We start from the raw sequence: 24,195 nt of genomic DNA, 5'->3' as shown, positions 1-24,195 counted from the left end.
AATGGCTGGTTTCGAGGCATTCGAACGCGATCTCCGCATCGCGACGGCCGGGCTGGAGCCGGAGGCGATCTCGAAGGAACTCGCCCGCTTCGCGCGCGCCGAACTCGCAAAGGCGATCGCGGCCGGGGCGTCGCCTCAATATGAGCGATACGTCAACGGCAGGGCAGGCGCTCCGGAGGAAAGCGTCGTTGCCCCGGGCCCGATCGTCTACGAATTCACGAACTGGCCGCTGATCATCAATGCGGCGCTGGCGGAGTTGCAGAAGCGGGCACCGCGGAAGTCGGGCCGGTTCGCCTCATCATTCATCGTGATTGCCGGCGGTGCTGTCGTGGCCGATTTCAAGTCGATCCCGGCTGAGGGGGAGGTCATCATCACAAACTTCAGCCCGACCGTGAGGAAGGTTGAAACAGGACGGCTCGGCATCCCGCGCCGCCGTCTCTTCGATGGCACCAAGAACGTTCTGGCTCGCCGCTTCGGAGCAGTTGCCCGGTTTGAGACCAGGTTCCTCGACATCAAGTCTGGCGTGCATGCGATGATCCCATACCGGCTTAAGCGGTCGGGCGCCCGCAAGGACCGCCTGGCCGGCATGCCGATCACCTATCCCGCAATCATCGTGAACACGCTCTGATGTCCAGCCCAGAAGCTTTCGAGACCATCGAACAGCGCCTCCGCGCTCAATGGACGGAAACGCCGCTCGTCTTCGAAAACGAGGATTATCCTCTGCCCGACGTGCCGGCGCATTTCGTCTATGTCGAGGTCTATGGCGACTTCTTTGACCAGGCGTCGATCGGGGCGGAACCCAGAACCGACAATCTCTGGCGGGAGGTCGGACAGCTTTATCTTCACGTCATGACGCCGAACGGCATCGGAAGCGGGACGGCCAGGCAGCTAGCACGCCAGCTCGTTGACCTCTTCCGCGGCGAGGACATCGGATCTGTGACTTTCCGCGAGGCCTCGATCGGCGCCGGCGAGCCCGGGCGTGAGTTCGGCAATTATTACGCCATGACGGCGACAATCACCTGGCAGAGGGACGAATGATGAAAACCGCGCTGAAACCGTTCAACACCCGGCAACGCCACTTCAAGGACGGTGACGTCGTCCGCCCTGCGGACGATCTTCGCCCCTTCACCTTCGCAGATCTCCTCGCCCGCGGCTTCGTCGGCGACAATAAGCCGGAGCCAAAGCCCAGCAAGGGCAAAGCCGCAGGCTAACTCCTCCCAAACATCCTCAACCGTGTTTTCGCCCGGCCGGCCTGACCGCGGCGCCATTTGCCATGGAGAAATGTCATGTCGGACTCGAACAGATTGCGCCTAACCAGCGTTCGCGAAACCACGCTCGGTGTGACGCCGACGACGCCGCGCATGCGCACTGCCCGCCTCACCGGTGAGCAGCTGCGGTTCGCGCCGCAATTCGTCACGTCGGAGGAGATCCGCGACGATCGGATGAATTCCGACCCGATCAAGGTCAACGAGCAGAACCAGGGCGCGATTAACGGCGAGCTCTCATTCCCGGTCGACAACTCGCCGTTCTCGGACTGGCTCGAATCCCTGTTCTGCAAGGAATGGGTGAACACGCCGGTTCGCGACAACGACGGCACAGCCGACAGCGTCATCACGGCGGTGACCGACACCACGGATGTCGTCACCGTGACCACCGGCGATGCCTTCGTTGCCGGCCAACTCGCATTGCTCAGCGGCTTCACGGCCGACGAAAACAACGGCGTCTTCAAATGCACCACCGGATCCGCGACTGTCCCGGCATTCCTGGGCGCCGGCTTCGTCGCCGAAGCAGCTCCACCTGCAGCAGCTAGGATGAAGGTTGTCGGCTTCCAGGGCGCCTCCGGCGACATCACCGCTCTCGCCGCGGGTCTCGGCTCCACCGCGCTGGACCTCACCACGCTTGGGCTCGCAGTCGGGCAGTGGATCAAGATCGGCGGCACCGCGACCGCCGATAAGTTCGCAACAGCTGCCTGCAATGGCTGGGCCCGCATCACCGCTATTGCGGCCACAGAGTTGACGCTCGACAACCTGCCGACCGGCTGGACCACGGATGCAGGCGCCGGCAAGACCATCAAGGTCTGGTTCGGCGACCAACTCAAGAACGGGCTTCTCACGCTGGGCCAGACCATCGAGCGCGGTTTTATGGGGCAGTCTGTCCCGACCTATATCGCGCAGCGTGGCATGGTGGCCGGCCAGGGCGAGTTCAGGTTCGTGACCGAGCAGATCGCCACCTGGTCCCTGACGTTCTCAGGTCTCACCGGCACCCAGGATACGACCTCGCTCGATGCCTCGCCCGATGACGCGACCACCAATGCGATCATGGCCGCCGCCGTCAATGTCGGCCGTATCGCGGAGAACGGCGTCCCCGTCGGCGGCCCGAACTACATCCGGTCGGCGACGCTCACCATCAACAACAATCTCCGTCCGATCGGCGGCATCCGCTCCGACGGCCTCGTTGGGCCGGAAGATATCGGCAAGGGATCGGTCGACGTCGGTGTCTCGCTGGAAACCTATTTCGGCTCCAACGCGCTGCTGACGAAGCTTTTTGCCGGCACCGCGACGAACATCAACATCCGGATCGCGAAGGACAGCCAGGCGATGATCTGGGCCGTTCCGCGGCTGACCTATACCGATGGGGCGCCTAACGCGACCGCGAAGAACACGGATGCGATGCTCCCGCTTTCGAGCCAGGCCAGCAAGGACACGCTGACCTCGGCGCACGCCATCCTGGATCGCCTCGAGTATTTTGAGGTCTGACGAAATCCCCGGCCGACACCGGGGACAAGGTTCTGCGCGCAGATAGGCGGCGGGTTGTCGGACCCGTCGCCACCCCTTCCGACAAAAGGATCTCCGACAAATGACCATCAAGCTTTCCTCGCTGAAGGCCGATTTGACGCGCGAAGCCAAGGGCGACTGGGTAGATTTCCCGGATTGGCCGGGCGTTGCGTTCAACGTCTCCTCCCTCCATCTCCCGGCCTTCACGATTGCCCGGGATCTGATGTTCCAGCGCCTGGCGCGGACCTATAAGAAGAAGCCGGTCCCGAAGGATGTTCTCAGTTCAGAACTCGGCAAACTCTATCACACCCACATCCTGCACGGCTGGCGCGGTCTCGACGTGCCGTATAGCCCCGAGAAGGCTGGCGAAATCCTCCCCGATCCCGAGTACCGGAACGTTGTTGCCGCCGTGGAATGGTGTGCCGGCACTCTATCGGAGGTGGAACTCGAGTTCGTCGAGGAAGCGGAAAAAAACTCCGATCGGCCTTCCTCTGGCGATTGAGCCAGGAAGGCCGGAACGGATGGTTGCAGCGCCTTGCCGAGGAAAATCCCGACGAGGCCGAATTCATCGCGATCGACGACCAGCCCGAAGAGGCTGAATCCGAGCCTTGGCACAGCCTGTACTGGCGGGCCTGGGATGCGCTCCGATTTGACCGCCAGTTCGGTGCCTTCGGCGGCGAAACTCCGATCCCTTACGCGGCGATCAGCCAATACGCCCGCGACAACGACATCATCGGAGCCGATTTCAGCCTGTTCAGGCGGATGCTGTCGGCGATCGATGACGAATGGCTTGAACATGTGGCCCGGAAACAGAAGGAGGCGGAGACATGACGACTGAACTTCGCACCCTTCGGGTCTCGGCGGACATGGATCCCGCCAAGTATGTCGCCGGGGCAAACCAGAAGGTAGCTGCCGACAAAGCTATGACGTCATCGGCGCAGGGCGTCGGCGCCGCGATCCAGCAGACCGACACCAAGATCAGCCAGGCCGGTGATGTGCTGGCCAGGCTCTCTCGGCAGTATGTCGATGGCTACGCCTCGGCGCAGCGCATGCAGAGCGCGGTAAACAGCCTGTCGCGCGGCATCGACGCCGGCAAGATCAGCATGTCGCAGGCCGAGCCGATCCTTGAGGGCATCTTCCGCAAGTATGGCCAGCTCGGCGATGGAGCCCAGTTCGCCGCCAAGGGACAGCATGAGTTCGCAGCCGCGATCACGTCGACGACGGCACGGCTTTCAGCCCAGGCAGTAGCCGCGAACACGGCAGCGGCGGCTACGACCAGGCTCAACGCTGCGGCAAACCAGAACGCTCGAGGGGCCGGGAACGCGCTTCGCGGGGGTGGCAACTTCAACGCGAGCAACGCCGCTTTCCAGGTCCAAGACATTGCCATGATGGCGATGATGGGCCAGTCGCCTATTGCCACGGCCCTCCAGCAGGGTCCCCAGCTCGCGATGGTCATGCAGATGGGCGGCGGGCTATCCGCTCTTGCCTCGGGTCTGATGTCGCTCGTTTCCCCCACGATGCTGATCACTGTCGGGATGACCGCGGCGGCCGCGGCGGCGATCCAATATTTCTCGAAATCCGCCGATGAGACCAAAAAGTCGTCTGACGTGCTCAAGGATCACGAGGCAGCAGTTAAGAGAATCGAGGAAGTCTGGGGCAAGGCAGCCACCGCGGCCGATACCTACGGGAAGCGCTCATCTGGCGCGGCGGGCTTCGGTCTTTCCACCAACATCGCGGCGATGGAGAAGCGGCTCCGCGAAATGACTGAGCCGACGATGTTCGGCGGTTCGGCAATCGGCAGCACGATCACCGGCGCCACCGAGGAATGGCTTGACGAGATCGGCGGACCGAAAGCGTTCCGGGGGACGGAACTCTTCAAGATGCTGTCGACCGACATCGACGCCATGATCAAGGCAGCCCGGGAGGGTAGCCCGGACATTATCGGCTTCGTTCGTCGTCTCGAGGAGATGGGCGCCGCGAGCGGCAATACCGGGATCAGGGGGCTTGCCGGCGAGATCGCCAACGCCTTGCGCGAGGTCGAAGCCTTCGCCCGAGCATTAGCCGATGCGAACCGGCTGAAGAATGAGCTTTTCAACACCGTCGGTCCGAACGGGATGCTGCTGTCGCAGGGCACCGCTAACCGCGAGGATATGGGCAATCTGGCGCTCTTCCAAAGCCAGGAGCGCATGGCGGCACAGCGCCGTAGAGACGCGGCCAACGCCAGCTTCCTTCAGATGACCGCCAAGTCGCCAGCGGAACGTTCCGCCGCTGCGAGAGCGGCCGCCGCGGCACAGTATAACGACAGCGAAAGCGCAGCCGCGCGCGCGGACCGCATCGACCTCGCCGGCAAGCTGGCGCTGGCGGAAGCCGAGATTGGGCTTTCCGAAGCCCGGAAGGAACGCGCCCGCTCGCTCGACGCCACCATGGCGCAACAGCAGCTTGAAATCTCGCTCATTGGCCAGACCGCCGGCGAAGTCGCTCGTCTCCGGATGGAGTACGATCTGACCTCAAAGCTGCGCGAGGAAGCGGCCAGGAATGGTGTTGCGGCCGACGAAAAAGAGCTTGCGCTGATCAAAGAGAAGGCGGCCGAGTACGGCCGCTACGCGGAGCAGATCGCGCGTGCGAACCTCAACCGTGATCTCGCCTTCGAACGGGATCAACTTGGCCGCTCATCGATCGATCAGCAGATCGCCTCTCGCCTTCGCAGCGCCGGCCTTGCCGTCGATCTGAATTCCCCGGAAGCGCAGCAGATGCGCGCCATGGATGAGTTCACGCAGCTCCGCGACGGCATCAAGGGCTTTTTCTCCGACTTCAGGTCGCAGCTGGTCCAGAGCGGTGGCGATATCGGGGAGGCGTTGGGGAATTCACTCCTCAACGCGCTCAACAAGCAGATGGACAAGGAACTGGACCGGCTGTTCGAACAGTTGGCATCGTCGCTGTCTAGCTGGCTTCTCGGCGGGAAGGGAGGCGCGACTGGCGGCGTCGCGGCCGGTGGCGGGATCATTGGCGCAGTGCTGGGCGGAGCGGCCAACGACAACTTCTCCGCCCCTGCAGGCGCGGTCTCGCGAGGTGCCGGCGGCGCGGTCGACCTTGCCTCCAACCTTTTGGGTCTCAGCGAAAAGAACCCTGGCCAGATAAACTCATTTCTGAAAGCCGGTGGCGTCGATCTCAATGCGGCCCAGACCGCGTGGTGCGCGGCCTTCGTCAATTCATCGCTGGAGCAGATCGGCGTCGACGGGACCGGCAGCCTGACCGCGAACTCGTTCCTGAACTGGGGAACGAAGATCGACCCATCCCAGGTGCTCAAGGGCGATGTGCTCGTCAAGCCGAACGGCTTCGGTATTGGTCAGACCGGCGGGCATGTTGGTTTCGCCACTGGCGCCACCCGAATGGGTGCCAGCGGCCTCCAGCTAGAGATGCTCTCCGGAAATACCGGAGGCCCAGGCCTCGGCACCGGAGGCGTCGGCCTGGACTGGATTGATGCTGCCAAGCTCGATGTCCGGCGAGCAACGGAAGGTGTCGGCAAGCTGGGCGGTGCTGCTGCGGCGGCCACGCAGGGCCTGGGCGGCTTCGCGGGCGGTCTGGGGCAACTCGGCAACGCGCTGATGAGCATCGGTGGCGGTGCGGGTGGAAGCGGCTGGTTCTCCGGTTTGATGGGCGCATTCGGCGGGCTCGGCGGTGCTGTCGGCCACATGATGAGCATTTCGCCGCTGGCGACATCCTTCATCGCCGGCGGCGGTGTAGGCCTTTTCCACAGCGGCGGCATCGCAGGCTATGCAAGCTCGATGCGCTACGGCGTCGATCCGCGCGTCTTCATCGGTGCACCCCGCCTCCACAATGGCGGCATCGCGGGCGACGAAGTTCCGGCGATCCTTCGCCGCGGCGAGCCGGTCTTCAAGTCGATGGCACATGCCCGCGAGGTGGTCGGTGGCGGCAGCCAGCACATCACGATCGGCATCTCGGAGAAGAACGGCAACCTGCGACCGTTCGTCGAGAGCGTCGTGCAATCAGACGCACCGCCGATCGCCAACCAGGCCTCGACTAAGGCCGTGAGCAACTACAGCTATCGCCAGCGCCAGGGCGGAGCCGCGGCCGACGACCACCGCTATAAGCGGCTTAAGCGGATGGGCTGAGATGGCCGTTTACATCAACGTGCCGACGATCGACATCGATTACCTGCGGCCGAAACGGTTCTCGTTCGATACACAGGGCGGCGGACTTGAGGGCGGCCGAAATGGCCTCGGCGAGGGCATCACAATAGGCCTCAGCGGTGGCCCGATCGTCACCGCCTCCTACCAGGAATGTTTCACCCATTACCGGGAGCAGCATGAATACGTGAACTGGATCGCGGCACGTCTCAATGGCTCGTTCCGGTTCGTCAACGTCCCACTTCTAACCGATTGGGTCGGACCATTCCCGGTCGATGCCAACGGCGGGCCGGAGCCGATCATTTCGGAGATCCCGCATTCGGACGGCTCCACCTTTTCGGACGGCTCCGGCTATAGCCAGCCGACTGTGTGGGGCGAGGTAACGGAAGCGGCGACATACAATGCTGGGGTCATCAAATTCCAGCTCTTCGGTGCCGCCCGTCTGCTCCGGCATTCGGATTGGTTCTCGATCTACAACGAGACCAAGGGTTGGCGGGCGTCACGGCCATGGGAAATCCGCGATATCAATGATCCGTCAGCGGAGAGCCCGATCTACACCGTTGCGATCGATGTTCCGCTCCGCGAGGCGATCACTGTAGGGCAGCGCCTCGAGTTCGCGCGGCCGCGGTGCGTCATGAAGTTTCCGGCGGGCTTCACGCTTCCGCAGGAGGCTGAAGGCTTCTGGGTTTCGGAGCCGACACTGCAGTTCACGGAAGCATTCTGATGGCACGCGTCCCCGATAACGTCATCGAGGCGCTGCGCGGCAGCCACGAGCTCGGCGTATTCTTGAGGCTCGATACCGATGACCCGATGCGGCTCTGGCTCGGGATCAACGATATCCCGGCCGGCATCGATAGCATCGATCCTTCGACGTCCGAACGCTATGTCGGCGGGGGCGTTCTCCGGGAAGTGCCAAGCCTCGAGGCCGTCATCAACGGCATCGCGGACCGCGCCGATTTCCAGATCAGCGGCATCGATCCCGCAACCGCGGCAAAGGTCGACTTCGACGCCCTGGACGTCAGGGGGCGTGACTTCCACGTCGGAATCACAACCCTCGACCAGGACCATCAGCCGATGAGCTCCATCGTTCCACTGATCACCGGGCGGGCGTCGTACCTGACTGAAGCATCACCGCCGGTCACCGGGACCGACAATCCGTCGGTCACCATGGGGCTATCGGTCGGGTTCGGCATTACGACGAGGGATCGGCAATCACAGGTGTTGTGGTCGCCTGTCCACCACAAAGCGGAACATCCCACCGATCTGTTCTGCGACGGCGTCTCGCGTCTTGAACGTGGCGTCGCTCCGGTCTGGCCAAGGTTCTGACGGTATCCATGAACGTTCAAGATTACCTGCAGGCCGCCAGCCGGCAACGCTGGCGCTGGGGCGGCGGAGCGTCGGGCTGGGATGGCGACGACTGCACCCTCTTCGTCGCGAACTGGGCCTTCGAGCTCACCGGCCGGGATCCTGGCGTCGGTATCAGGGGATCATACTCGACCGAGGAAGAGGCTGTTCGGATCGTTCTCCGCGCCGGCGGGTTCGCGTGCTTCATCGACCAGCAGCTCCGTCCGACGGGCTGGATAAGGATCGCAGCGGAGCCGCGTGACGGCGACATCGGTGTTGTTCTTGCCCCAACGCTGCCGGATGGTGTTCTGAAACCGGCTCCGGTCGTCAGGGCCGGCGGGCTGTGGGTTGGCCGTTCGGTACGCGGCCAGGTCGCCCGGGAGTTCAAGACGGTGGAGGTCTGGCGGTTCGGTGATGCCGCGGTCCGCGACTTGGGGCCGCCGCCGCAGGTCAGCTACAGCGGGACTATCAGGAGCCGTTCGCAGGAATTCGCGGGCTCCACCATGATGATGCAGCCTGCGCAGCAGCAGCAGACCGGCATCATCGAAAGCTTCTTCCTGTTCGCGATCACGGCCACGCTGCCGGGGCTGTCGAACGCCGCCATCGGCTTCCTGACCACCGGTCTGACTGCGCTGGCGACAACAGCGGTTTCCGTTGGGCTCAATGCGCTGCTGGCGCCCTCGATGCCGCAGCCGCCGAAGCCTGCGGACGGCAAGTCTCCGAAGGTGCAGGCCATACCTCCGGTTCATTTTGGGGTCGGGACGAACCGGATCGCCGGGGCCTACATGCTCTGGGAGTCCAAGGCCGACCGGCTCTATGCCGTCACAGCTCTCTGCGGCCACAAGATCAGCGCCATCAACGCGATCTATCTCCATGACGACACCATTACGGTCGCTGGAGACAATTTCGTATCGGCCGCAAGCACCAATGACGGCCGCTACCGTCCTGACAGGATTTGGATAGATACCCGTCTCGGGCTGGCCACTGAGACCGCATATGACGTGATTGTCGATGCCTTGGAGGCGGAAGGCATCTGGACCGACGACCATCGGGGCGACGGCACCGCGTCGCTAGGGATGATGTGCGTTGCGCCTGGCGCCGAGGATTATCAGAAGAGATTCCCGCACGGCGCGCCGCAGCCCTCGGTGGCCGCCGATCTCGCTCTGGTGTGGGATTTCCGCGATCCGGTACAGGATCCCGAGGATGACTCGACCTGGGAGTTTTCCCGCAACCCGGCGCTCTGCATGGTGTGGTGGCTCTGCTTCTGCCCCTATGGACCGCGCTGGGATTACACGAAGGCCATCGTTCCGGTCCAGGAGCGCTGGGAAGAAGAAGCCGATATCTGCGACGAGGAGGTGCCCCGCGCCGCGGGCGGCACCGAACCGCGCTACGAGGTCAACGGCTGGGCGACCACCGAAACTGACCCGATCGGCATCCTGAACTCGTTCCTTGCGGCCTGCGATGGCCATCTCGCCCAGCATGGCGACGGTACGCTTGTTCTCACGGTCGGCAAGTTCCGCGAAGAGCTCGTGGAGACCATCACGGATGCCGACATCGTCGGCCACTTCGTCCAGTACGATGTTCCCGAGGAGGACGAGGTCAACCGCCTCGTCCCGCGGTTCACCTATCCGGCGACCGACTATTCGACGGCGGTTGCCGACTACATCGAGAGCCCGAGCGATCAGGCCAAGGTCGGCAGGGTGCTCTCCGCTGAGGCCGATCTGGGCTGGGTCCATAACTGGCGGCAGGCCAAGAGGCTGACACTCCGCGAATGGAAGCGGCTCCAGCAGAAAAAGAGCGGCAACTTCGATCTGAGACTATCGGCCGTCAACGCGATCCATGCCCGCTGGGTGAGGGTGGAATCCACGTATCGGATCCCGTCGCTGAACGACGTCATCGTCGAGAACCGCCGTTCGATCCTCGCCCTGATGCAGGGCGGCTTCCAGATGGAGTGGAAGAAGCATCCAACAGATATCGACAACTGGACCCCAGCGACAGATGAGGGAGCGGCGCCACCGATCCCCGCGAAACCGACGCAAAGCGAGCTGACGACCCCCACGATCGACACTGTGACGGCGGTCGGCAACGGTAGCTCGGTCTACATCCGTGTCGTCATCCTGGAGCCACCGGAGGAGTCGGTCACTCCACTCGTCCGTTATCGGGTCAAGGACATCGGCGGTGGTGTGGCGGGTACCTGGATTGAACAGGATTTCCCCGACGTCGAAGCGTCGGCGGGGCTTGTCACTCTGAACACCAATCCTGTTCCGGCCGACGAACTGCTCGAAGCCCAAGCCGCCGTCCAGGCGTCAGGCGGAACCGTATCGAACTGGTCGACACCCATTGTCGAGATACTGGCAACCGTGGATGCGACACCGCCGGTAGCGCTGCTTTCCTTCACCGCATCGGACGGAACCGGCCAGTTCGTCGCCAATTTTGGGACCGCCAACGATAGCCATCTCTCCAGCGTGGCGATCTACCGGGTGGCCTCTGGCGGCGTCCTGAACCGCACCACCGACTTGATGGCGACCCCGGCGGTTTCGCCGGGGGTCTCCTACGCGATCCCGGTGGTTTCGACCACGGGTACATTCGACATCTACGCCGAACCTCTGAATCGATCCGGAATCGCCGGGCCCCTTTCCGGGCCTGACGCCGCGATCGTCAGCTGAGCCAGCCCTCCCCCCTGAAAACTTGAAACCTTTGTCCCTGCTATCTCCGGCAGGGCATCACGCATTGGAGCGATCCCTTGGTCGAGAATGCCAACACGATTTGGGAAGACGGTCCGTCTGGATCGCCTCACAACCCGCCGAAATACCAGATCAGGGCGTGGGGAACCTACGTAGAGGCTGGGATCCTCGGCGGTGCTGCTGGCTCTGCTGTGTTCGCCAGCAAAGCTACCATGGACGCCACGCTTACCTATGCCGCTAATGTCATGGCATGGGTTATCGGTGACGCAACTGTTGCCAATAACGGCATCTATCAGAAGTCGGGAGCGTCAGGATCCGGTTCATGGACCAGGCTTGGCGATCTGCCATACAGCTTCATCAAGGCGACGGACGCCGGGGCGGGGACATCCAACGCGATCGTCGCCACCACGAGCACGCCGATCCCGGATGCGGATGGTGCCGCTCTCATCGCGCTGAACATCTTTGAGACAAACACAGCCAGCCCGGTCACCGTCGCCTTCGACAGTGGCTCACCTCTGACGATCAAAAATAACGCGGGCGAGGATTTGAAGGCCGGCGATCTCAAGGCGGGGATGATCGTCTCGGGCTATGTATCTGGGAGCACGTTTCGCCTCATCAACAATTTTGGCGTGCAGTTCTTGCTTGCTACTAATACGGGCGGAACGAACGCCATCACCGCCACGACGCCGACTTCCGTCCCCACCGGAGACGGGCAGGCGATGATCGTGCTGCCAATTTCAGCGACGAACACGGCAACGCCTGTCACCGTTTCCTTCAACGGTGGCGCGCCGCTCACAATTGTAACCACCGGGGGTGATGCTGTTGGCGTCGGCGGCCTATCGGAAGGATCGATCGTCACCGGGTACAAATCCGGCGCGAATTTCCGCCTCATTAGCGGCATGCTCGGCTGGTCACCGATAATTCGCGCGGCCAACGACGGCGAGCGCCGCGTCCTAGCGGTAGCGGATTGGGTCGGCGGCGAGGGCCTAAAGCCGGTCACGACAGGGTATATCGGCCTGTCTGGACTCGTCGCAAATATCGCAGACGCACTTGATGTTCGTGGGCCCTCGGGGACGCCAGGCGCAGGCACTGGCGACATGGTTGAGGCGACCTATGACCCACAAGGCGTTGCTGGCGATGTATTCGCGGGCGACTTCAAGGCGTTGTGGGACATCAATTTCGTTGGAGACGGCACCACTAACGACACGTCAGCTTTCAGCACGCTGGAACTTGCCCGAACCGGAATTTCTGTTGACTTGGGCGGCAGGACTTATCTCGTCACGGCCATTCCGAACGGCAACGACTACTACAATGGCGCTTTCAAGGTCGGGACCGAGATTTATCGGCGCCACAGGAACCCGCGTTCCCACCCCTTCGAAACGCCTGCGCCGACCGTCAAGTTTGTTGACCCGAAGCCGCGCGTCTATCGCGGTCTGAACGTTGCGCAGTTCCCACTTCCGGCAAGCGGGACCGTTGTCTACCTGTGGCGCGAAGCACCGGGGCACGGCAACGAGGATACCGGAACCCGCCTACTCGCCGCCCGCACTGACGACATGGGCAACACGTTTAAGCTCCCGACCGGAGCCGGTAATTCGGGGTCGGAACAAACGCTGGCCTTCCGGCAGGCTGATTGCGACATCAGGAACTTTGCCGCCGGGACAATGAACGCCCGCCTTGGGGTTATGGCGGCGCGGGTCAACCCCGACAACTCGCATCAAGACCCTGTGTTCATCTATTCGGATGACAGCGGCGTGACTTGGTCCTCCGCGGTTGTGACCGCGGCGGCTGCTACGACGAATTTCCATTCGCGGATTTATCCATATCCCGCCAGCGCGGGCGGCGACGACACTGACGGCTTCATCTGCTACTTCTACAGAAGCGGCGCTATCGGCGCGATGAAGACGACGGACAATGGTGCGAGCTGGACCGAAGTCGCAGACATCGTGCTTCCTGCCGGGAGCTTTGGTTCCGTCTCGGAAATGAGCGTCGCGCGGATCGGCACGCAATCCAAATGGATCATGGGCATCCGTACCGACAGCGGCGAGAACATGGCGGTGGCTGTCTCGTCCGACATGACCACATGGTCAGCCATCGGCGATAGCGGTTTGAAGCTTGGATCGAATCCGCCCGAACTGCTCTATGAGGACGGCAAGATTTTCGCGGTGTGCTTCTCGCGCCGTGATAAGCCGATTGTTGCAGAATTCGACAACGCCCTGGTGATTGCCTCGGCCAACCCCGATACCGTCTACAACGCAAGCGGCGTCGGCGGATGGAGCGGCTGGTTGGTTGTCACGGCGCTGCCGTTCTTCCCAACCGGTTACATCGCGGTCGAGAAAATTAGGGGCCGCTACTACGGCCTGTTCAACTGTGAGGACTACGCAGGCTCGACGCAAAGCCGAACCGGCTATTTGATGCTTTTGTCCAGCGATCCGGTTCCGACCGCGTCCTATCCCGCTATCCTCAAAATGCGTCCAAACCCGAATCTGTGCTTCAACGGCGCGTTTCGGCTAGCTACGCTGGGCGAAACCTTTACCGGGACCACTCGCAAAACCGTCCTTGACGGGTTCACCTTCTCTCGAACGTCAAATGCCGGCGGATGGACGATTACGCGCACCGCCGGCGACAAGTCGCGCTATGCGATGCGCGTGCGGCGCGATGATGCCGATTCCGGTACGCAGGCGATGAACCTCGCCTTCGTCCTGCCCATGGAAGATTCGATGCCGCTGCGCAACCAGCAGGTGACGCTATCCTTTCGCGCCCGCAAGGCGGCTGGTTTCTCGGCGGCCAATTCGTTCCTGACGACACAGCTTCGGCAAACCAATCACGCGTCTGAGCAAGTGGTAACGAACGCCGCCGGGACGTTCGGAACGGGCGATACTGCTGTCGGGACTTCCTCGTCAGGGGTGACGCTGACGGAAAACTGGCAGACCTTCCGCCTCACCCCTGCGAAACTCGATGCCGACATCAACCAAATCATGGTGCGGTGGCTGTGGACGCCGGTGGGAACTGCGGCGGATGATTATTTCGATATCGAACTAGTAAAGCTGGAGATCGGTGCGGATGCGACGCCGTTTGAGTTCGGGCCGTACCACCTTGAGAAGGAGCGTTGCGGTGTCTTCACGCAGACATTCACGGCGCGTTCTGCCAACGGCGAAGTGTTTGTGCCTTTCATACCCAGGATGCACCGCGCCCCGGCTGTAACGGTGTCAGCGGGGTCGGCCAGCAACATTACAGCGGCCGGATTCCTGTTGACGCACAATGCCGCGGCGGATTGCACCGTGACCGCCATCGCGACGCTCTAGCGACGGCGCGCGTATTTTGAGCGAGGGGCCGGTTCGTAGGAATACAAATGAGCCGGTTCCGCGTCCTCATTTAAGACCTCATCGTCTTCGTCCGGCAAAACCGGAATCACCCACCGGGTGAGTTCGTTAAACTCGTCCTCGCTCAGGTCGTCGATGATTTCCTGATCGACAATATGGGAAGCGAAGGCTCCGCCGAAGAACTTCATGTGCTTTCCTTTTCAAGCCACGTCGCTGCGCCGAGTGACGGCAGACAACTCTGTTGCGATGTTTCGAACTAGGCTCGGAACGTCATGCAGGGGCTGACCGGTCACAAAGCGGGCTTTTCGATACCACACATCGGACCCGTCGTCATTGCGTCGCCAGATGACCTGCTGGGATCGGCCGATGATAATGGTGGGTGCGCCAACCATGCCAGCCAGTTCGGCGGTTACGGTCAGGGGGGAAATGACGGCGTCGAGACAGGCCATAAGCGCTACCTGTCCCTCGAAGTCATCCTTGAGGTCGATACCAGGGATGTTCACATGAAGGCCAGAGGACCTCAATTCGCTGATTTCCTTGTCATCGGCCTGCGGTTGGAGCAACCAGAAATCGGCGTCAACCAGGCCGCCAAGCCGTGCAATGTCGGACGCCAGAAGGTAGTGGTGGTTACGGTCTTTCGATAGGAGCAGGCTGCGCCATGCCAGCCCGACCTGTGCTCGGCGAGCGGAAAGCCCTCGCCACTTTTGGACTAACTCGGGATCCGGCGTCAGCAAGCTCTGGTTCCGGAATGATTGGCGATCCGGCCGGGTGTCCGCCAGCGTGTCGAGCATGGTGCATGTGAAGGCGCACTCTTGCGCCTTGTCGATCACAGCATTCGAAACGCTATTATAGAGACGGTTGTCGGTGAGTTTCGATCGGTTTTCGATTGAAACATTTAGCCATTCCTTCCGATGGCGCGTCACGGAAACGAACTCGACCTGCGGGAAGCTTCTGCGGAACAGGCTCACAAGGCGAGGCTCGCACGTTATGACGGCTTGGCCAACCATACCGGCAAGTTCGTTATAGGTTGTGGAGAGGCGGATTTCATCGCCGGGGCCGCCCTCGACGATGAAAAGGCATTTCTTGTCGGCGTAAGTGCCGCTCTTGAGGTCAATCTGAGTAGGGTCTTTCCCGCAGCTGAGCAGCTCACTGACCGCCATCGACGAGGTTCGCGCCCGATAGAGCTTATGGCAGTCGAGAATGCGGCCCTGCCGATTCAGCGTGTGCACCAAGGCGGCGTTGTAGGGGACAGCCCCGCCTTCATATGCCTTGACGAGAACCTGTTCCGCTTCGTCGGCGCGGTCGAGTTCCAGCAGGCAAAGCGCGTAGCGCGATGCCATCTTGGCATAGGCTGGGGTTTTGGGGTCCATCATACGATAGACATCGACAGCCTCGAGGTGCCGCTTGTTGACTTCCAGCGCGTGAGCATACTCGGCCAGCAAGGCAGTTCGGAGATTGGTCTCTCCTTTGGGGAGTGGAAGGCCAAGGCCTGCGGTTGCGAACCGGATAGCATCGTTGGCCAAGCCACCATCATTCAGGTACTGCGCGCACTCCAGGTAGGTTTGCGGCTTGCGCCCCTCGATCGTTATTGCTCGCTCGGCGTGAGCGACGTGATGCGTGTAAGGCTTGCGCATTGCCTTCAGCCGGTGGATCGCGCGCAAGTCCAGCGGTCGCGATTTGAGAAGCTTCTTTGTGAGCTTCGTCGCGGATCCGATATCGCCCTTGCGCGCCAACACGTCGGCCTTGAGATGCAGCCCGCTCCGGTGATCAGGGTTTTCACGGAGCAGAATGTCCAGCTCCTCCAGTGCGTCATCCAGCCGCCATTGCTTGAACTTTTGGTTCGCCGACCGAACGACGGCGTTCTCCGCCTTTTTGCCTTCGGAGGGCAGGGCGTCGATGCCCATAGCTGCGCAATAGATCGCCTTTAGCCGCGGGCCGGCAATCTTCCGCAGCCTCTTGGGCACGGAACGGCGGTAAAGATCCAGGATGTCCAGTTCGTTCGGGAATTTGAACATTTGAGACTCGGAGTAAAAGTCGGGCGGCCCAGCGGTTTACAAGACCGTCGAGCGAACAGTTATTCCGTGACGTTGTTTCTCGAGCCGGCTTTCGCCGCGCAGCGCAAGATCGACCATTTCCGATACAGCCCCCCCCCAGGTTTTTGTTGCCGTTGCGTCAACCGGCGTAGCTACATAGCTGGTAAACCTTGGATTGCAAGGCCTCGATCTGTCGCCCGCTCCAAAAAACTCAACGGCGGTGTCAGATCAGGGTGTGCGGCGGGGTTGCAGGTCAGCGTCGGTCATCAGGCCGGGTTCGACCCCCGACCGGCCCGTGGCCCAACACTTCGCCGAACATCGTCCAGATTTTCTGAAAGTTCAGTTCCGACAGCGCCGCAGGCAGATCGGCCCGGCAGCTCGGTCGGGGCATTTTTCAAACTGCCGGGCCAAGCCGGTCTGCGGGAACCGGCTGGCAGAAATTTGCTCACGACTTTTCGAAATTCAAGTCAAATCCGTTGAAGGGAACTGCCATGTTCGATGAACCGACGCTCGCCGCGATCGGCGACCTTGCCGCGCGCCTGAAATGCTCTCCTGCCGCCCTCCAGGCCGTTGCCGAGGTCGAGAGCGCCGGCAAGGTGTTCGCCCTGGTGAAGGGCAAGCGCGAGCCGCTGATCCGCTTCGAAGGGCATTATTTCGACCAGCGCCTGACCGGAGCTGATCGGGCCAAGGCGCGCGCGGCGGGTCTTGCCAGTCCAAAGGCCGGCGCCGTGGCAAACCCGAAGGATCAGGCAGGCAGGTGGCGGCTGCTGGCCGCCGCGGCGAAGATCAACCGACAGGCTGCGCTCGAATCCATCTCCATCGGCCTTGGCCAGGTGATGACTGCGCATTGGAAGAAGCTCGGCTTCGACAGCGTGGACGACATGATAAACCTGGCGCGCAGAGATGCGGCGGGCCAGATCGACATCATGGCCCGCTACATCGAAAAGTTCGGGCTGGACGACGAGCTGCGCCGCCTCGACTTCACCGGCTTTGCCCGCGGTTACAACGGTCCCGGCTTTCGCAAGTACGGCTATCACCTAAAAATGGCTGCGGCCTACAAGCGGCTTTCGGGGGATGCTCCGGTATCCGGCGCCACGGGAATGCTGCGGATGGGCTCGAAGGGCGCGAAGGTGCGCTCACTGCAAACGCTGCTCGTACGCGCGGGCTACTCGGTCAAGGTCGACGGCGATTTCGGGCCGTCGACCAGAGATGCCGTCAAGGCGTTCCAGAAGTCGCAGAAGATCACGGCAGACGGTGTTGCCGGTCCTGAGACGTTCCGGCGCCTCGATGCCTGGAAGCAGGCGCCCGAGGAGGTTCCCGGCGGGCAGGGCGTCACGGAGACGGCCGAGGCCAAGGAAGGTCTTGGCGGCGTTGTCGGCGGTGCGGGCGTCGAGGTGGCCCGTCAGACCGTTGAGCAGGCAGCTGAAAAGACATCGTGGATACCTGGACTGGAATGGATATCCGCAATCCTTTCCGTCATCGCTGTGCTGCTCGTGCTTGGCGGCCTCGCTTGGATAGCCTGGGGCTGGTGGAAAAGCCGGCAGACCGATGAGGGCGACGTCGGTCCGGTGATGGAGCACGATGTTCCGGACGCGGTGCTGGCGTGATGGGCGAGGTCAAGACTGAGCCGGTCGTCGCGCGACATGTTCCCGACAGGATGGATTTTCGCGACGGCCTGAAAGGCAGAGTTCCGGGCTCGTTTCGAGTAGATGAGCCCGATTCCGATGGCGACCAGGCGTTCTGGTATTGCTGCCCATGCGGCTGCGGCGTCGTCGGTCCTCTCAACGTCGGCAACGGCTTCAAGCCGGAAATGGGGCCGTCCTGGGCTTGGAACGGATCTCTCGAAAAGCCGACGCTTACGCCGAGCGTCCACCACGTCGGACACTGGCATGGCTACCTGACTGATGGCGTCTGGAGGTCATGCTGATGGGCGGCAACGATCCCGACTTTTGGGCCTGGGTGTTCCTGCGGGCAGCGCCCGGCCTCGCTTGGCGCATCGCGCTGTACTACTGGCCGGTGACCGTGGCGATCGGCGCGGCCGTCGTCTGGTTGGTGCTCTGATGTTCGGCCTGTTCGACTGGATCAAAGTCGGGGCCGGCTTCACGGCCGGGGCGCTCGTCGCGGGTTCCGCGGCCTACTGGATCGGCCATGCGGTAGGCGATAGCGCTGGCTACGCCCGTCGCATTTCCGAGGTGGCCATCGCGGATGGCAAGGCAACAATGGAAAGGAAGGGGGACGATGCGGCTCTCCAGAATATGTCTGACTATGATCTTTGCTTGGTGGGTCTGCGTGGGGGCGGCCTGCCAGTCGACGCCTGTGAGCAGCTGCGGCCCGTTCGTGAAGAACAACCTTAGCCCGGCCGGGACGGTGGCGCTCATCACGGCCGACCGACCCGGCTATGAGCGCGTGCTCGGCAACGATCGCGCCGGCGGTCGGGCGGGGTGCTGGCAATGATCTGGCCCGGGCAGGGGCAAGACTGATGGCAGCAAGCCTGAACGAAATCTACAAGATGCTCGGCGAACTGACCGGCACGGTGAAGGCAATCAACGAGAAGGTCGACGATCTCAAGAGCGACATGGGTGAATCGGAGGCGGCGAGCGCCACCAGCCGCGCCAATGTGCACCGGCGCCTCGACGAGGTGGTGCTACGAACGACCCACCTCGAGACGGACATGCTGACGGTCAAGAATAAGGTGGAAGGGGTAGAGGCGGTGACCGTCGATGTCATCTCCCTGCGCCAGCAGGCGCTCGGGGCCGGCACGCTCGGCCACTGGCTGATCAAGATCGGCATCGCCGTCGTCGGCTTCGCCGGCTGGGCGATCGGCATCTACACCTGGATCACCGGCCGGCCACCGCCGTGAGAGAATCCGCGCCCGGCGGTTCCCGGGCATAATCAGAATGGAGAACTAGGATGGCCACGATGCGCGCGAAGATGCGGATCTCTTCAATCACGCCGTACCCGCCGACGCCGGAAGGAACGCCCACACAGGAAACCCTCAAGTTTCACGCCGTGGCGAAGGATGGGCCGTATCCTTCCGACGGCAGCGACGAAGACAACAGCTATGCGCGGTACTCGCCGTGCGGCGAGCTGTCGCTGACTGTCGCCAACCCGGCACTGATCGGCAAATTCGCTGTCGGCGAGAAATTCTACCTGGACTTCACCAAGATCGAATAGTCCGCGCCGGCGGCGGTTGCGCCTCGGTGGCCTAAAGCCCGTGTCTCTCCGGAGGCGCGGGCTTTTTTGCGTTTCAGGGGGTTAATCCTCTCGTCCAAAGATTGACGAAATTCACCTCGCTGACCGCAAAGGCCCGGGCGTTGCGACGTTGCACGAGCGCATGGATCGAGCCGAATGCCGCGGCGGAACAAGCCCGCATGGGAGATAACATCTGGGATTGCCCTCTGCGGGCCTAGCAGTGCGCAGCCATTGAGGTTCCGCTGCCGTTCCGCTCGCCGAATATGGACTTCTTCAACATTGCTATCCGCTCCGCAATTTGTGCGTCGCGGCGATTGTCGGCCGCTAGCTCCGCTGAGAATCGATAGAAGTGCTTGGTGTTGCTGGGCCAACGCAAAAACATAGCGATTAGGCCCGACATCATCGCTTTGTGGTAGTTTTCAACAAGGTCAGAGCGCGTAAACCTTAGCTTCTCCATCTCGGAGGCCCATGGTGCGGCCTTACTGGAGCGCTGGTCATGGTCCATGAAATCCACGACAAAGCGTTCACTGAGCTTCCGATCGGCAACAAATTCGACGAGCGCCACCATCGCGTCCCGCGCTTCCTCAGGAAGAGCTGGATCATCCAACACCTTATCGGCAGCGTCGTAGTGGGCCGCAAGCGCCTTTTCTGCAGCTTGGAGTTCTGCGGTTCGCCGCACTGCTCGGTTGCTCACAAGCGTCAACCACACCGTGACCGCAGCCACCGCGAATATGACGGTCGAGATCTCGAAAAAAGGAGTTCCGAAGATTGAGGTGTTAACGGCGTCCATTTGTGTCCCGCCTACGCTCTAGGATCTTCTGGGCGCGTTGTCTCGTCTTCGCCCCGCGAGATTTCTCTATTTTCTGAACGTCAAGTTCGGCCATTCGTTCCGAATGCTTATCATGCCCGGTCATTCTTAAACAATAACCCACATATATGACGGCGGGAAGGCCGCATGAAGCCCAAGGGTTAATGCTCATGGCGAGCATGCCGCCGCCGGCGAACACCATAGTTGCAGCCAGAGTGGCTTCAGGATGCCCTTTGAGACTTTCAAAGATCGCAGTCCAAACGTCTTTCGCCCAGTCCATGCAATGAACGATTATCCCCCCGTGTTGGGGGATGGTATAGTGACGCAGACCGCCGTTGTCTCGCAAAAATTCCGCAACGCTGGAAGTATTCCAAGCGTCGCCCGGATTTGGTGCGGAACATACGAAGATCGACCCGAAAGAGTAAACTTCAGCCAAAAGGCTTAGACAGAAACGGCCCGCGTCTCTCCGGAGGCCGCGAGCTTTTGCGTTTCAGGGACTCCTAAATGCGAAAGCAATCACTAGATTCCGCATCGTGATGAGTAAGCGTTCTGTTGCCGTGTCCCGGCTAGAGTTCATTCCCCCGCAAATCCCGACCCTGGTGGATCAGCCGCCTGAGGGCGAAGGCTGGATTCATGAGGTCAAGTTCGACGGGTACCGGGCGCAGATCATCGTCGATCGCGGCGATGCGCGCGTGTTCACCCGCAACGGCCACGACTGGTCAACCAAATTCTGGCCGATCGCGCTTGCCGGCCAGGCGCTGCCTTGCAAGTCCGCCATCATCGATGGTGAGGTGATCGTCTGCAATGAGAAGGGCGCATCGGACTTCAACGCGATTGGCCGAGCCATCAAGGCCGAACCGAGCAGACTTTGCTTCGTCGCCTTCGATCTCCTTCACGTGGACGGCCGCGATCTGCGGTCGAAGCCGCTCGTCGATCGCCGGGCGAAGCTCGCCGAGCTCGTGAGGGACAAGCCGGGCAGGATCCAGTTCAGCGAAAGCTTCGAGGGTGACGCCACGGCGATCTTCCGCGCCGTCGACGCCATGGGGCTCGAGGGGATGGTGTCGAAGCGCGCCGATAGCCGCTATCGCAGCGGGCCGTCGAAATCTTGGCTGAAGGCAAAATGCTTCGTGGAGGCTGACCTCGAGGTGCTTGGCGTGGTGCGGGAACCCGGCGAGGCACCGCTGGCTCTTATGGCCAAGGGCGACGGCTCGCGGAACTATGTTGGGGCCGCTGTGATCGGTCTGAACCGCGCCATGAAGGAACGGCTTTGGGAGCGCGTTGCCGGCATGCCCGGCCGGGCGCCGAAGGGAATACCGATCAATAAGCCGAACGCCCAATGGATCAAGCCCGGCCTGGTAGGTCACGTGCGCTTCCTGAAAGGCGAAGGCGGCTTACGCCATGCCACGCTGACTGAGGTCCGTGAGGACTAAGTCCGCGAGCGTTTTCAGACCCGGCAAATGACTTTCGCGTAAATGGAGCCGGTGCGGTTCAGCGAGCGCAGCAGCTGCAGCGCCTTGCGATCGTCAATCGTATCGCCCCAGCTGCCTTCGATGCAGAGCAGTTCGAAGTTCTCGCCGTACTTGGCCCGGGCGATCTCCATCTCGCGCCGGACTTCGGAGCGGATCGTGTCGTCGAGGGAAATCGGATCAGCCATCGCGTTGAAACGGTGCGATGGCGAGAATGTTCCCTGTCGCCCGAACTCGCGCTATTTTCTCGCGATGATCAGGTTCACCACGGTTCAGGAGCTAATCGACGGCGACTACACGCTGCACGCCCATTGCCACAATTGGCACTGCCAGCACAATCAGACACTCGACCTGGTGAAGTTGCGGGAAAGGCTAGGGCCTGATCATTCGGTCCTGCATGACGATCTCGCGCCGAAGCTGAAATGCTCGAAGTGCGGCGGGAAGAAAGTCGGCATCATCATCTCGCCGCCGACAGGGCCGAGCGGCTGGGTCAATCCCTACATCAAGTGACGGTCTTCCGGCGTGAATTCGCCAAGCAGAAATTTTTCGAGCTCTTCCGGCGTGAATTCGCGCGTCAAATCGGCGATCAAGGCCGCGTAGTCTTGTTCGGCCTTCTCAAGCGCCGCCCCGATCTCCTCTACGGTCTCTGGCGTGTTTGGCCGGCCCATGAACGGCTTGACCGCCGCGTAGAGCATTTTTCCTTTCAGCCCGCGCATCACCGTCTCTCTCCATCATCACCCGTCGAAGATTGTGCCCTTCTCGTCGAGCCGCTTCAAGTCCGCCAGGACTGCCTCGTCGGACAGAGTGTCAATTTGGGTGTGGCAGCGCGTCTGCTAAGTCCTTGATTGACGGAGAACGCGAATTTTGCCACACCGTGCCGCAAGTGGTTGAACTGACACAGATAGCGGCTTCCGGGCGAGGCCTCCAATGCCGCCGCGGCCTTCAGCACGTGAAGGCTGTCCGTTCTACCCGGAATGAAAACGCGTTTGAAATGCGCCGCCAGCGGGTTGTTTGGACATGAACACTGACTATTCCGAACAGCGCCGGAAAATGGTCGACGGCCAGATCCGCACGACGGACGTGACCAATCCGGCCTTGCTCGACGCGATGCTGACCGTGCCGCGCGAAGGCTTCGTCAGGACCATGCAACGCAGCCTCGCCTATATCGACGAAGACATCCAGATCGCGGCGCGGGACGGCGATCGCGGCCCGCGCTATCTGATGGAGCCGTCGCCCTTCGCCAAGCTGGTGCAACTGGCCGAGGTAAAACCCTCCGACTTCGTGCTCGATGTCGGCTGCGGCACCGGATACTGCTCGGCCGTTCTGTCCAGGCTCGCCAGTTCCGTCATCGCGTTGGAAAGCGATGCCGGGCTCGCCGAATTCGCCACCGACGCCCTTGCCGAACTCGGCTACGACAATGTCGTGGTGGTCCAGGGGCCGCTACGCGAAGGTTATGCCTCGGAGGCGCCCTATGACGTGATCTTCGTCGGCGGTTCCGTGGAGGAGGTGCCGCAGGCGTTCTTCGATCAGTTGAAGGAGGGCGGACGTCTGGTGGTCGTGGTCGGGCAGGGCAATGACGGTGTTGCCCGCGTCTATCTGAAAACGGCTGGCGAGGTCAGCGGACGCGGCGCCTTCAATGCGGCAATTAAGCCACTGCCGGGGTTTGAACGCGTCCGTACATTTGAATTCTGAACCGATACTTATTGTCTTGCGCCTGTCGCATCGCCATGTTGCCTTGGGGTTTGGACCATCGTTGCCGAATTTTCGCGGCCGGGGACGGAAGCGACGGCGTAAAATGTGAAACACGTTTGAAGCCGGCAGCCGCCAAGGTGGTGTGCCGGCGCGGTTTCTGTTGAAATGAATGAGGGGTTCTACTCGTGTCTGTACGCCAGGGTATTCTTGCCGCGATCTTCTTTTCAACGACGGCGCTTTCTCCGCTCACCGCATCCGCCGAAACCATATTCGGTGCGCTCACCAAGGCATACCAACTCAATTCGGAGCTGAATTCGGCCCGCGCGGGCGTGCGGGTGACCGACGAGGGCGTCGCCATCGCCAAATCCGGCTACCGGCCGCAGATAAACGGCGTGGCGAGCATCGACTACTCCTCGCAAATGGGTACCAGGATCACCACCGGGCAGTTCGGCGTCCAGATCAATCAGATGCTGTTCGACGGCTTCCAGACAAAGAACAATGTCGCGGCCGCCGAATCGCGGGTGTTTGCCTCCAACGAAAGCCTGCGCAACACCGAGCAGAATATTCTGTTCAACGCGGCCAGCGCCTATATGGACGTCATTCGCGACCGGCAGGTGGCGGTGCTCCTGGAGCGCAATCTGGAGTTCCTGTCGGAGCAGGCGCGCGCGGCGCGCTCGCGCTTCGAGGTCGGCGAGGGCACCCGCACCGACGTGGCCCAGGCCGACGCCAGCCGT

At 61.9% G+C, this 24,195-nt stretch carries 26 protein-coding genes; 21 read left to right on the top strand and 5 right to left on the bottom strand.

All coding sequences use genetic code 11. The features are described 5' to 3' along the window. Window position 1 precedes the first annotated feature (1 nt). From MAXJ12_RS12080 to MAXJ12_RS12035, 11 genes are all read left to right on the top strand, one after another. On the top strand, window positions 2-628 hold the full coding sequence (locus tag MAXJ12_RS12080) for a hypothetical protein (protein ID WP_008836149.1): 627 nt from the start codon (window positions 2-4) through the stop codon (window positions 626-628). Then, window positions 628-1,038, top strand: a complete 411-nt coding sequence (locus MAXJ12_RS12075) for a hypothetical protein (protein WP_008836148.1) — start codon at window positions 628-630, stop codon at window positions 1,036-1,038. Before MAXJ12_RS12080 ends, MAXJ12_RS12075 begins: the two co-directional genes overlap by 1 nt. Beyond that, window positions 1,038-1,211, top strand: coding sequence for a hypothetical protein (locus tag MAXJ12_RS37610; RefSeq protein WP_157999630.1), 174 nt, complete (start codon window positions 1,038-1,040; stop codon window positions 1,209-1,211). The genes MAXJ12_RS12075 and MAXJ12_RS37610 overlap by 1 nt, the downstream gene beginning before the upstream one ends. A gap of 75 nt (window positions 1,212-1,286) precedes the next feature. Then, window positions 1,287-2,756: a phage tail tube protein gene (locus MAXJ12_RS12070; RefSeq protein WP_008836146.1), complete on the top strand. Its 1,470-nt coding sequence runs from the start codon at window positions 1,287-1,289 to the stop codon at window positions 2,754-2,756. 100 nt (window positions 2,757-2,856) lie between these two features. Continuing rightward, the gene (locus tag MAXJ12_RS12065) at window positions 2,857-3,276 is read left to right on the top strand and encodes a hypothetical protein (protein WP_008836145.1); all 420 of its coding nucleotides are present in this window, start codon (window positions 2,857-2,859) and stop codon (window positions 3,274-3,276) included. A 23-nt stretch (window positions 3,277-3,299) separates the two neighbouring features. Further along, window positions 3,300-3,605 carry a phage tail assembly chaperone gene (locus tag MAXJ12_RS12060; protein WP_008836144.1) on the top strand — a complete coding sequence of 102 codons (306 nt, stop codon included), beginning with the start codon at window positions 3,300-3,302 and terminating at the stop codon, window positions 3,603-3,605. After that, window positions 3,602-6,907 (top strand): phage tail length tape measure family protein, encoded by a 3,306-nt coding sequence (locus MAXJ12_RS12055; protein ID WP_008836143.1) that lies wholly within the window; start codon window positions 3,602-3,604, stop codon window positions 6,905-6,907. Before MAXJ12_RS12060 ends, MAXJ12_RS12055 begins: the two co-directional genes overlap by 4 nt. A gap of 1 nt (window position 6,908) precedes the next feature. Then, entirely contained in the window at window positions 6,909-7,646 is a 738-nt protein-coding gene (locus MAXJ12_RS12050; RefSeq protein ID WP_008836142.1) for a hypothetical protein, read from the top strand. Continuing rightward, the gene (locus MAXJ12_RS12045) at window positions 7,646-8,248 is read left to right on the top strand and encodes a hypothetical protein (RefSeq protein WP_008836141.1); all 603 of its coding nucleotides are present in this window, start codon (window positions 7,646-7,648) and stop codon (window positions 8,246-8,248) included. Before MAXJ12_RS12050 ends, MAXJ12_RS12045 begins: the two co-directional genes overlap by 1 nt. An 8-nt stretch (window positions 8,249-8,256) precedes the next feature. Continuing rightward, window positions 8,257-10,932, top strand: a complete 2,676-nt coding sequence (locus tag MAXJ12_RS12040; RefSeq protein WP_008836140.1) for a DUF6950 family protein — start codon at window positions 8,257-8,259, stop codon at window positions 10,930-10,932. Window positions 10,933-11,009: 77 nt separating this feature from the next. Further along, a complete protein-coding gene (locus MAXJ12_RS12035; protein ID WP_139043871.1) occupies window positions 11,010-14,252 on the top strand; it encodes a hypothetical protein in 3,243 nt (1,080 codons plus the stop codon). On the opposite strand, the gene MAXJ12_RS12030 is transcribed toward MAXJ12_RS12035, so the two are convergent. Then, window positions 14,249-14,458, bottom strand: coding sequence for a hypothetical protein (locus MAXJ12_RS12030; RefSeq protein WP_008836138.1), 210 nt, complete (start codon window positions 14,456-14,458; stop codon window positions 14,249-14,251). The genes MAXJ12_RS12035 and MAXJ12_RS12030 overlap by 4 nt on opposite strands. Window positions 14,459-14,470: 12 nt before the next feature. Continuing rightward, complete coding sequence (locus MAXJ12_RS12025; RefSeq protein ID WP_008836137.1) at window positions 14,471-16,285, bottom strand: tetratricopeptide repeat protein; 1,815 nt, start codon at window positions 16,283-16,285, stop codon at window positions 14,471-14,473. A gap of 509 nt (window positions 16,286-16,794) precedes the next feature. On the opposite strand from MAXJ12_RS12025, the gene MAXJ12_RS35145 reads away from it, so the two are divergent. The 6 genes from MAXJ12_RS35145 to MAXJ12_RS12000 all read left to right on the top strand — a co-directional run bounded on the left by MAXJ12_RS35145 (window position 16,795) and on the right by MAXJ12_RS12000 (window position 19,477). Further along, window positions 16,795-17,910: an N-acetylmuramidase domain-containing protein gene (locus MAXJ12_RS35145; protein ID WP_008836136.1), complete on the top strand. Its 1,116-nt coding sequence runs from the start codon at window positions 16,795-16,797 to the stop codon at window positions 17,908-17,910. Continuing rightward, window positions 17,910-18,230 (top strand): ubiquitination-like system serine protease family protein, encoded by a 321-nt coding sequence (locus tag MAXJ12_RS12015; protein ID WP_008836135.1) that lies wholly within the window; start codon window positions 17,910-17,912, stop codon window positions 18,228-18,230. The genes MAXJ12_RS35145 and MAXJ12_RS12015 overlap by 1 nt, the downstream gene beginning before the upstream one ends. After that, the gene (locus MAXJ12_RS39615; RefSeq protein WP_008836134.1) at window positions 18,230-18,364 is read left to right on the top strand and encodes a hypothetical protein; all 135 of its coding nucleotides are present in this window, start codon (window positions 18,230-18,232) and stop codon (window positions 18,362-18,364) included. Before MAXJ12_RS12015 ends, MAXJ12_RS39615 begins: the two co-directional genes overlap by 1 nt. Next, window positions 18,364-18,657, top strand: a complete 294-nt coding sequence (locus tag MAXJ12_RS12010; protein ID WP_008836133.1) for an SNARE-associated domain-containing protein — start codon at window positions 18,364-18,366, stop codon at window positions 18,655-18,657. The genes MAXJ12_RS39615 and MAXJ12_RS12010 overlap by 1 nt, the downstream gene beginning before the upstream one ends. Before the next feature lie 125 nt (window positions 18,658-18,782). After that, window positions 18,783-19,163, top strand: a complete 381-nt coding sequence (locus MAXJ12_RS12005) for a DUF1515 family protein (RefSeq protein WP_008836132.1) — start codon at window positions 18,783-18,785, stop codon at window positions 19,161-19,163. Window positions 19,164-19,213: 50 nt separating this feature from the next. After that, on the top strand, window positions 19,214-19,477 hold the full coding sequence (locus tag MAXJ12_RS12000) for a hypothetical protein (RefSeq protein ID WP_008836130.1): 264 nt from the start codon (window positions 19,214-19,216) through the stop codon (window positions 19,475-19,477). A 232-nt stretch (window positions 19,478-19,709) separates the two neighbouring features. Here the strand turns inward: MAXJ12_RS12000 and MAXJ12_RS11995 are convergent, their stop codons facing one another. After that, window positions 19,710-20,285, bottom strand: coding sequence for a hypothetical protein (locus MAXJ12_RS11995; protein ID WP_008836129.1), 576 nt, complete (start codon window positions 20,283-20,285; stop codon window positions 19,710-19,712). 554 nt (window positions 20,286-20,839) lie between these two features. Here MAXJ12_RS11995 and MAXJ12_RS11985 point away from each other — a divergent pair. Beyond that, on the top strand, window positions 20,840-21,733 hold the full coding sequence (locus MAXJ12_RS11985; protein WP_040585990.1) for an ATP-dependent DNA ligase: 894 nt from the start codon (window positions 20,840-20,842) through the stop codon (window positions 21,731-21,733). 14 nt (window positions 21,734-21,747) lie between these two features. Here the strand turns inward: MAXJ12_RS11985 and MAXJ12_RS11980 are convergent, their stop codons facing one another. Further along, window positions 21,748-21,957 carry a hypothetical protein gene (locus MAXJ12_RS11980; RefSeq protein ID WP_008836126.1) on the bottom strand — a complete coding sequence of 70 codons (210 nt, stop codon included), beginning with the start codon at window positions 21,955-21,957 and terminating at the stop codon, window positions 21,748-21,750. 4 nt (window positions 21,958-21,961) lie between these two features. On the opposite strand from MAXJ12_RS11980, the gene MAXJ12_RS11975 reads away from it, so the two are divergent. Next, window positions 21,962-22,279, top strand: a complete 318-nt coding sequence (locus MAXJ12_RS11975) for a hypothetical protein (protein WP_008836125.1) — start codon at window positions 21,962-21,964, stop codon at window positions 22,277-22,279. On the opposite strand, the gene MAXJ12_RS11970 is transcribed toward MAXJ12_RS11975, so the two are convergent. Beyond that, window positions 22,267-22,485 (bottom strand): hypothetical protein, encoded by a 219-nt coding sequence (locus tag MAXJ12_RS11970; RefSeq protein WP_008836124.1) that lies wholly within the window; start codon window positions 22,483-22,485, stop codon window positions 22,267-22,269. The genes MAXJ12_RS11975 and MAXJ12_RS11970 overlap by 13 nt on opposite strands. Before the next feature lie 301 nt (window positions 22,486-22,786). On the opposite strand from MAXJ12_RS11970, the gene MAXJ12_RS11965 reads away from it, so the two are divergent. After that, a complete protein-coding gene (locus tag MAXJ12_RS11965; protein ID WP_008836123.1) occupies window positions 22,787-23,461 on the top strand; it encodes a protein-L-isoaspartate O-methyltransferase family protein in 675 nt (224 codons plus the stop codon). Between the two features lie 185 nt (window positions 23,462-23,646). Continuing rightward, window positions 23,647-24,195, top strand: a 549-nt coding sequence (locus MAXJ12_RS11960; protein WP_008836122.1) for a TolC family protein, incomplete at its 3' end; no start/stop codon positions are given.

The organism is Mesorhizobium alhagi CCNWXJ12-2 (assembly GCF_000236565.1).
Lineage (GTDB): Bacteria > Pseudomonadota > Alphaproteobacteria > Rhizobiales > Rhizobiaceae > Allomesorhizobium > Allomesorhizobium alhagi.
The sequence above is the reverse complement of the archived record's forward strand: the minus strand, read 5'-3'. Positions and strand labels throughout refer to the sequence as shown.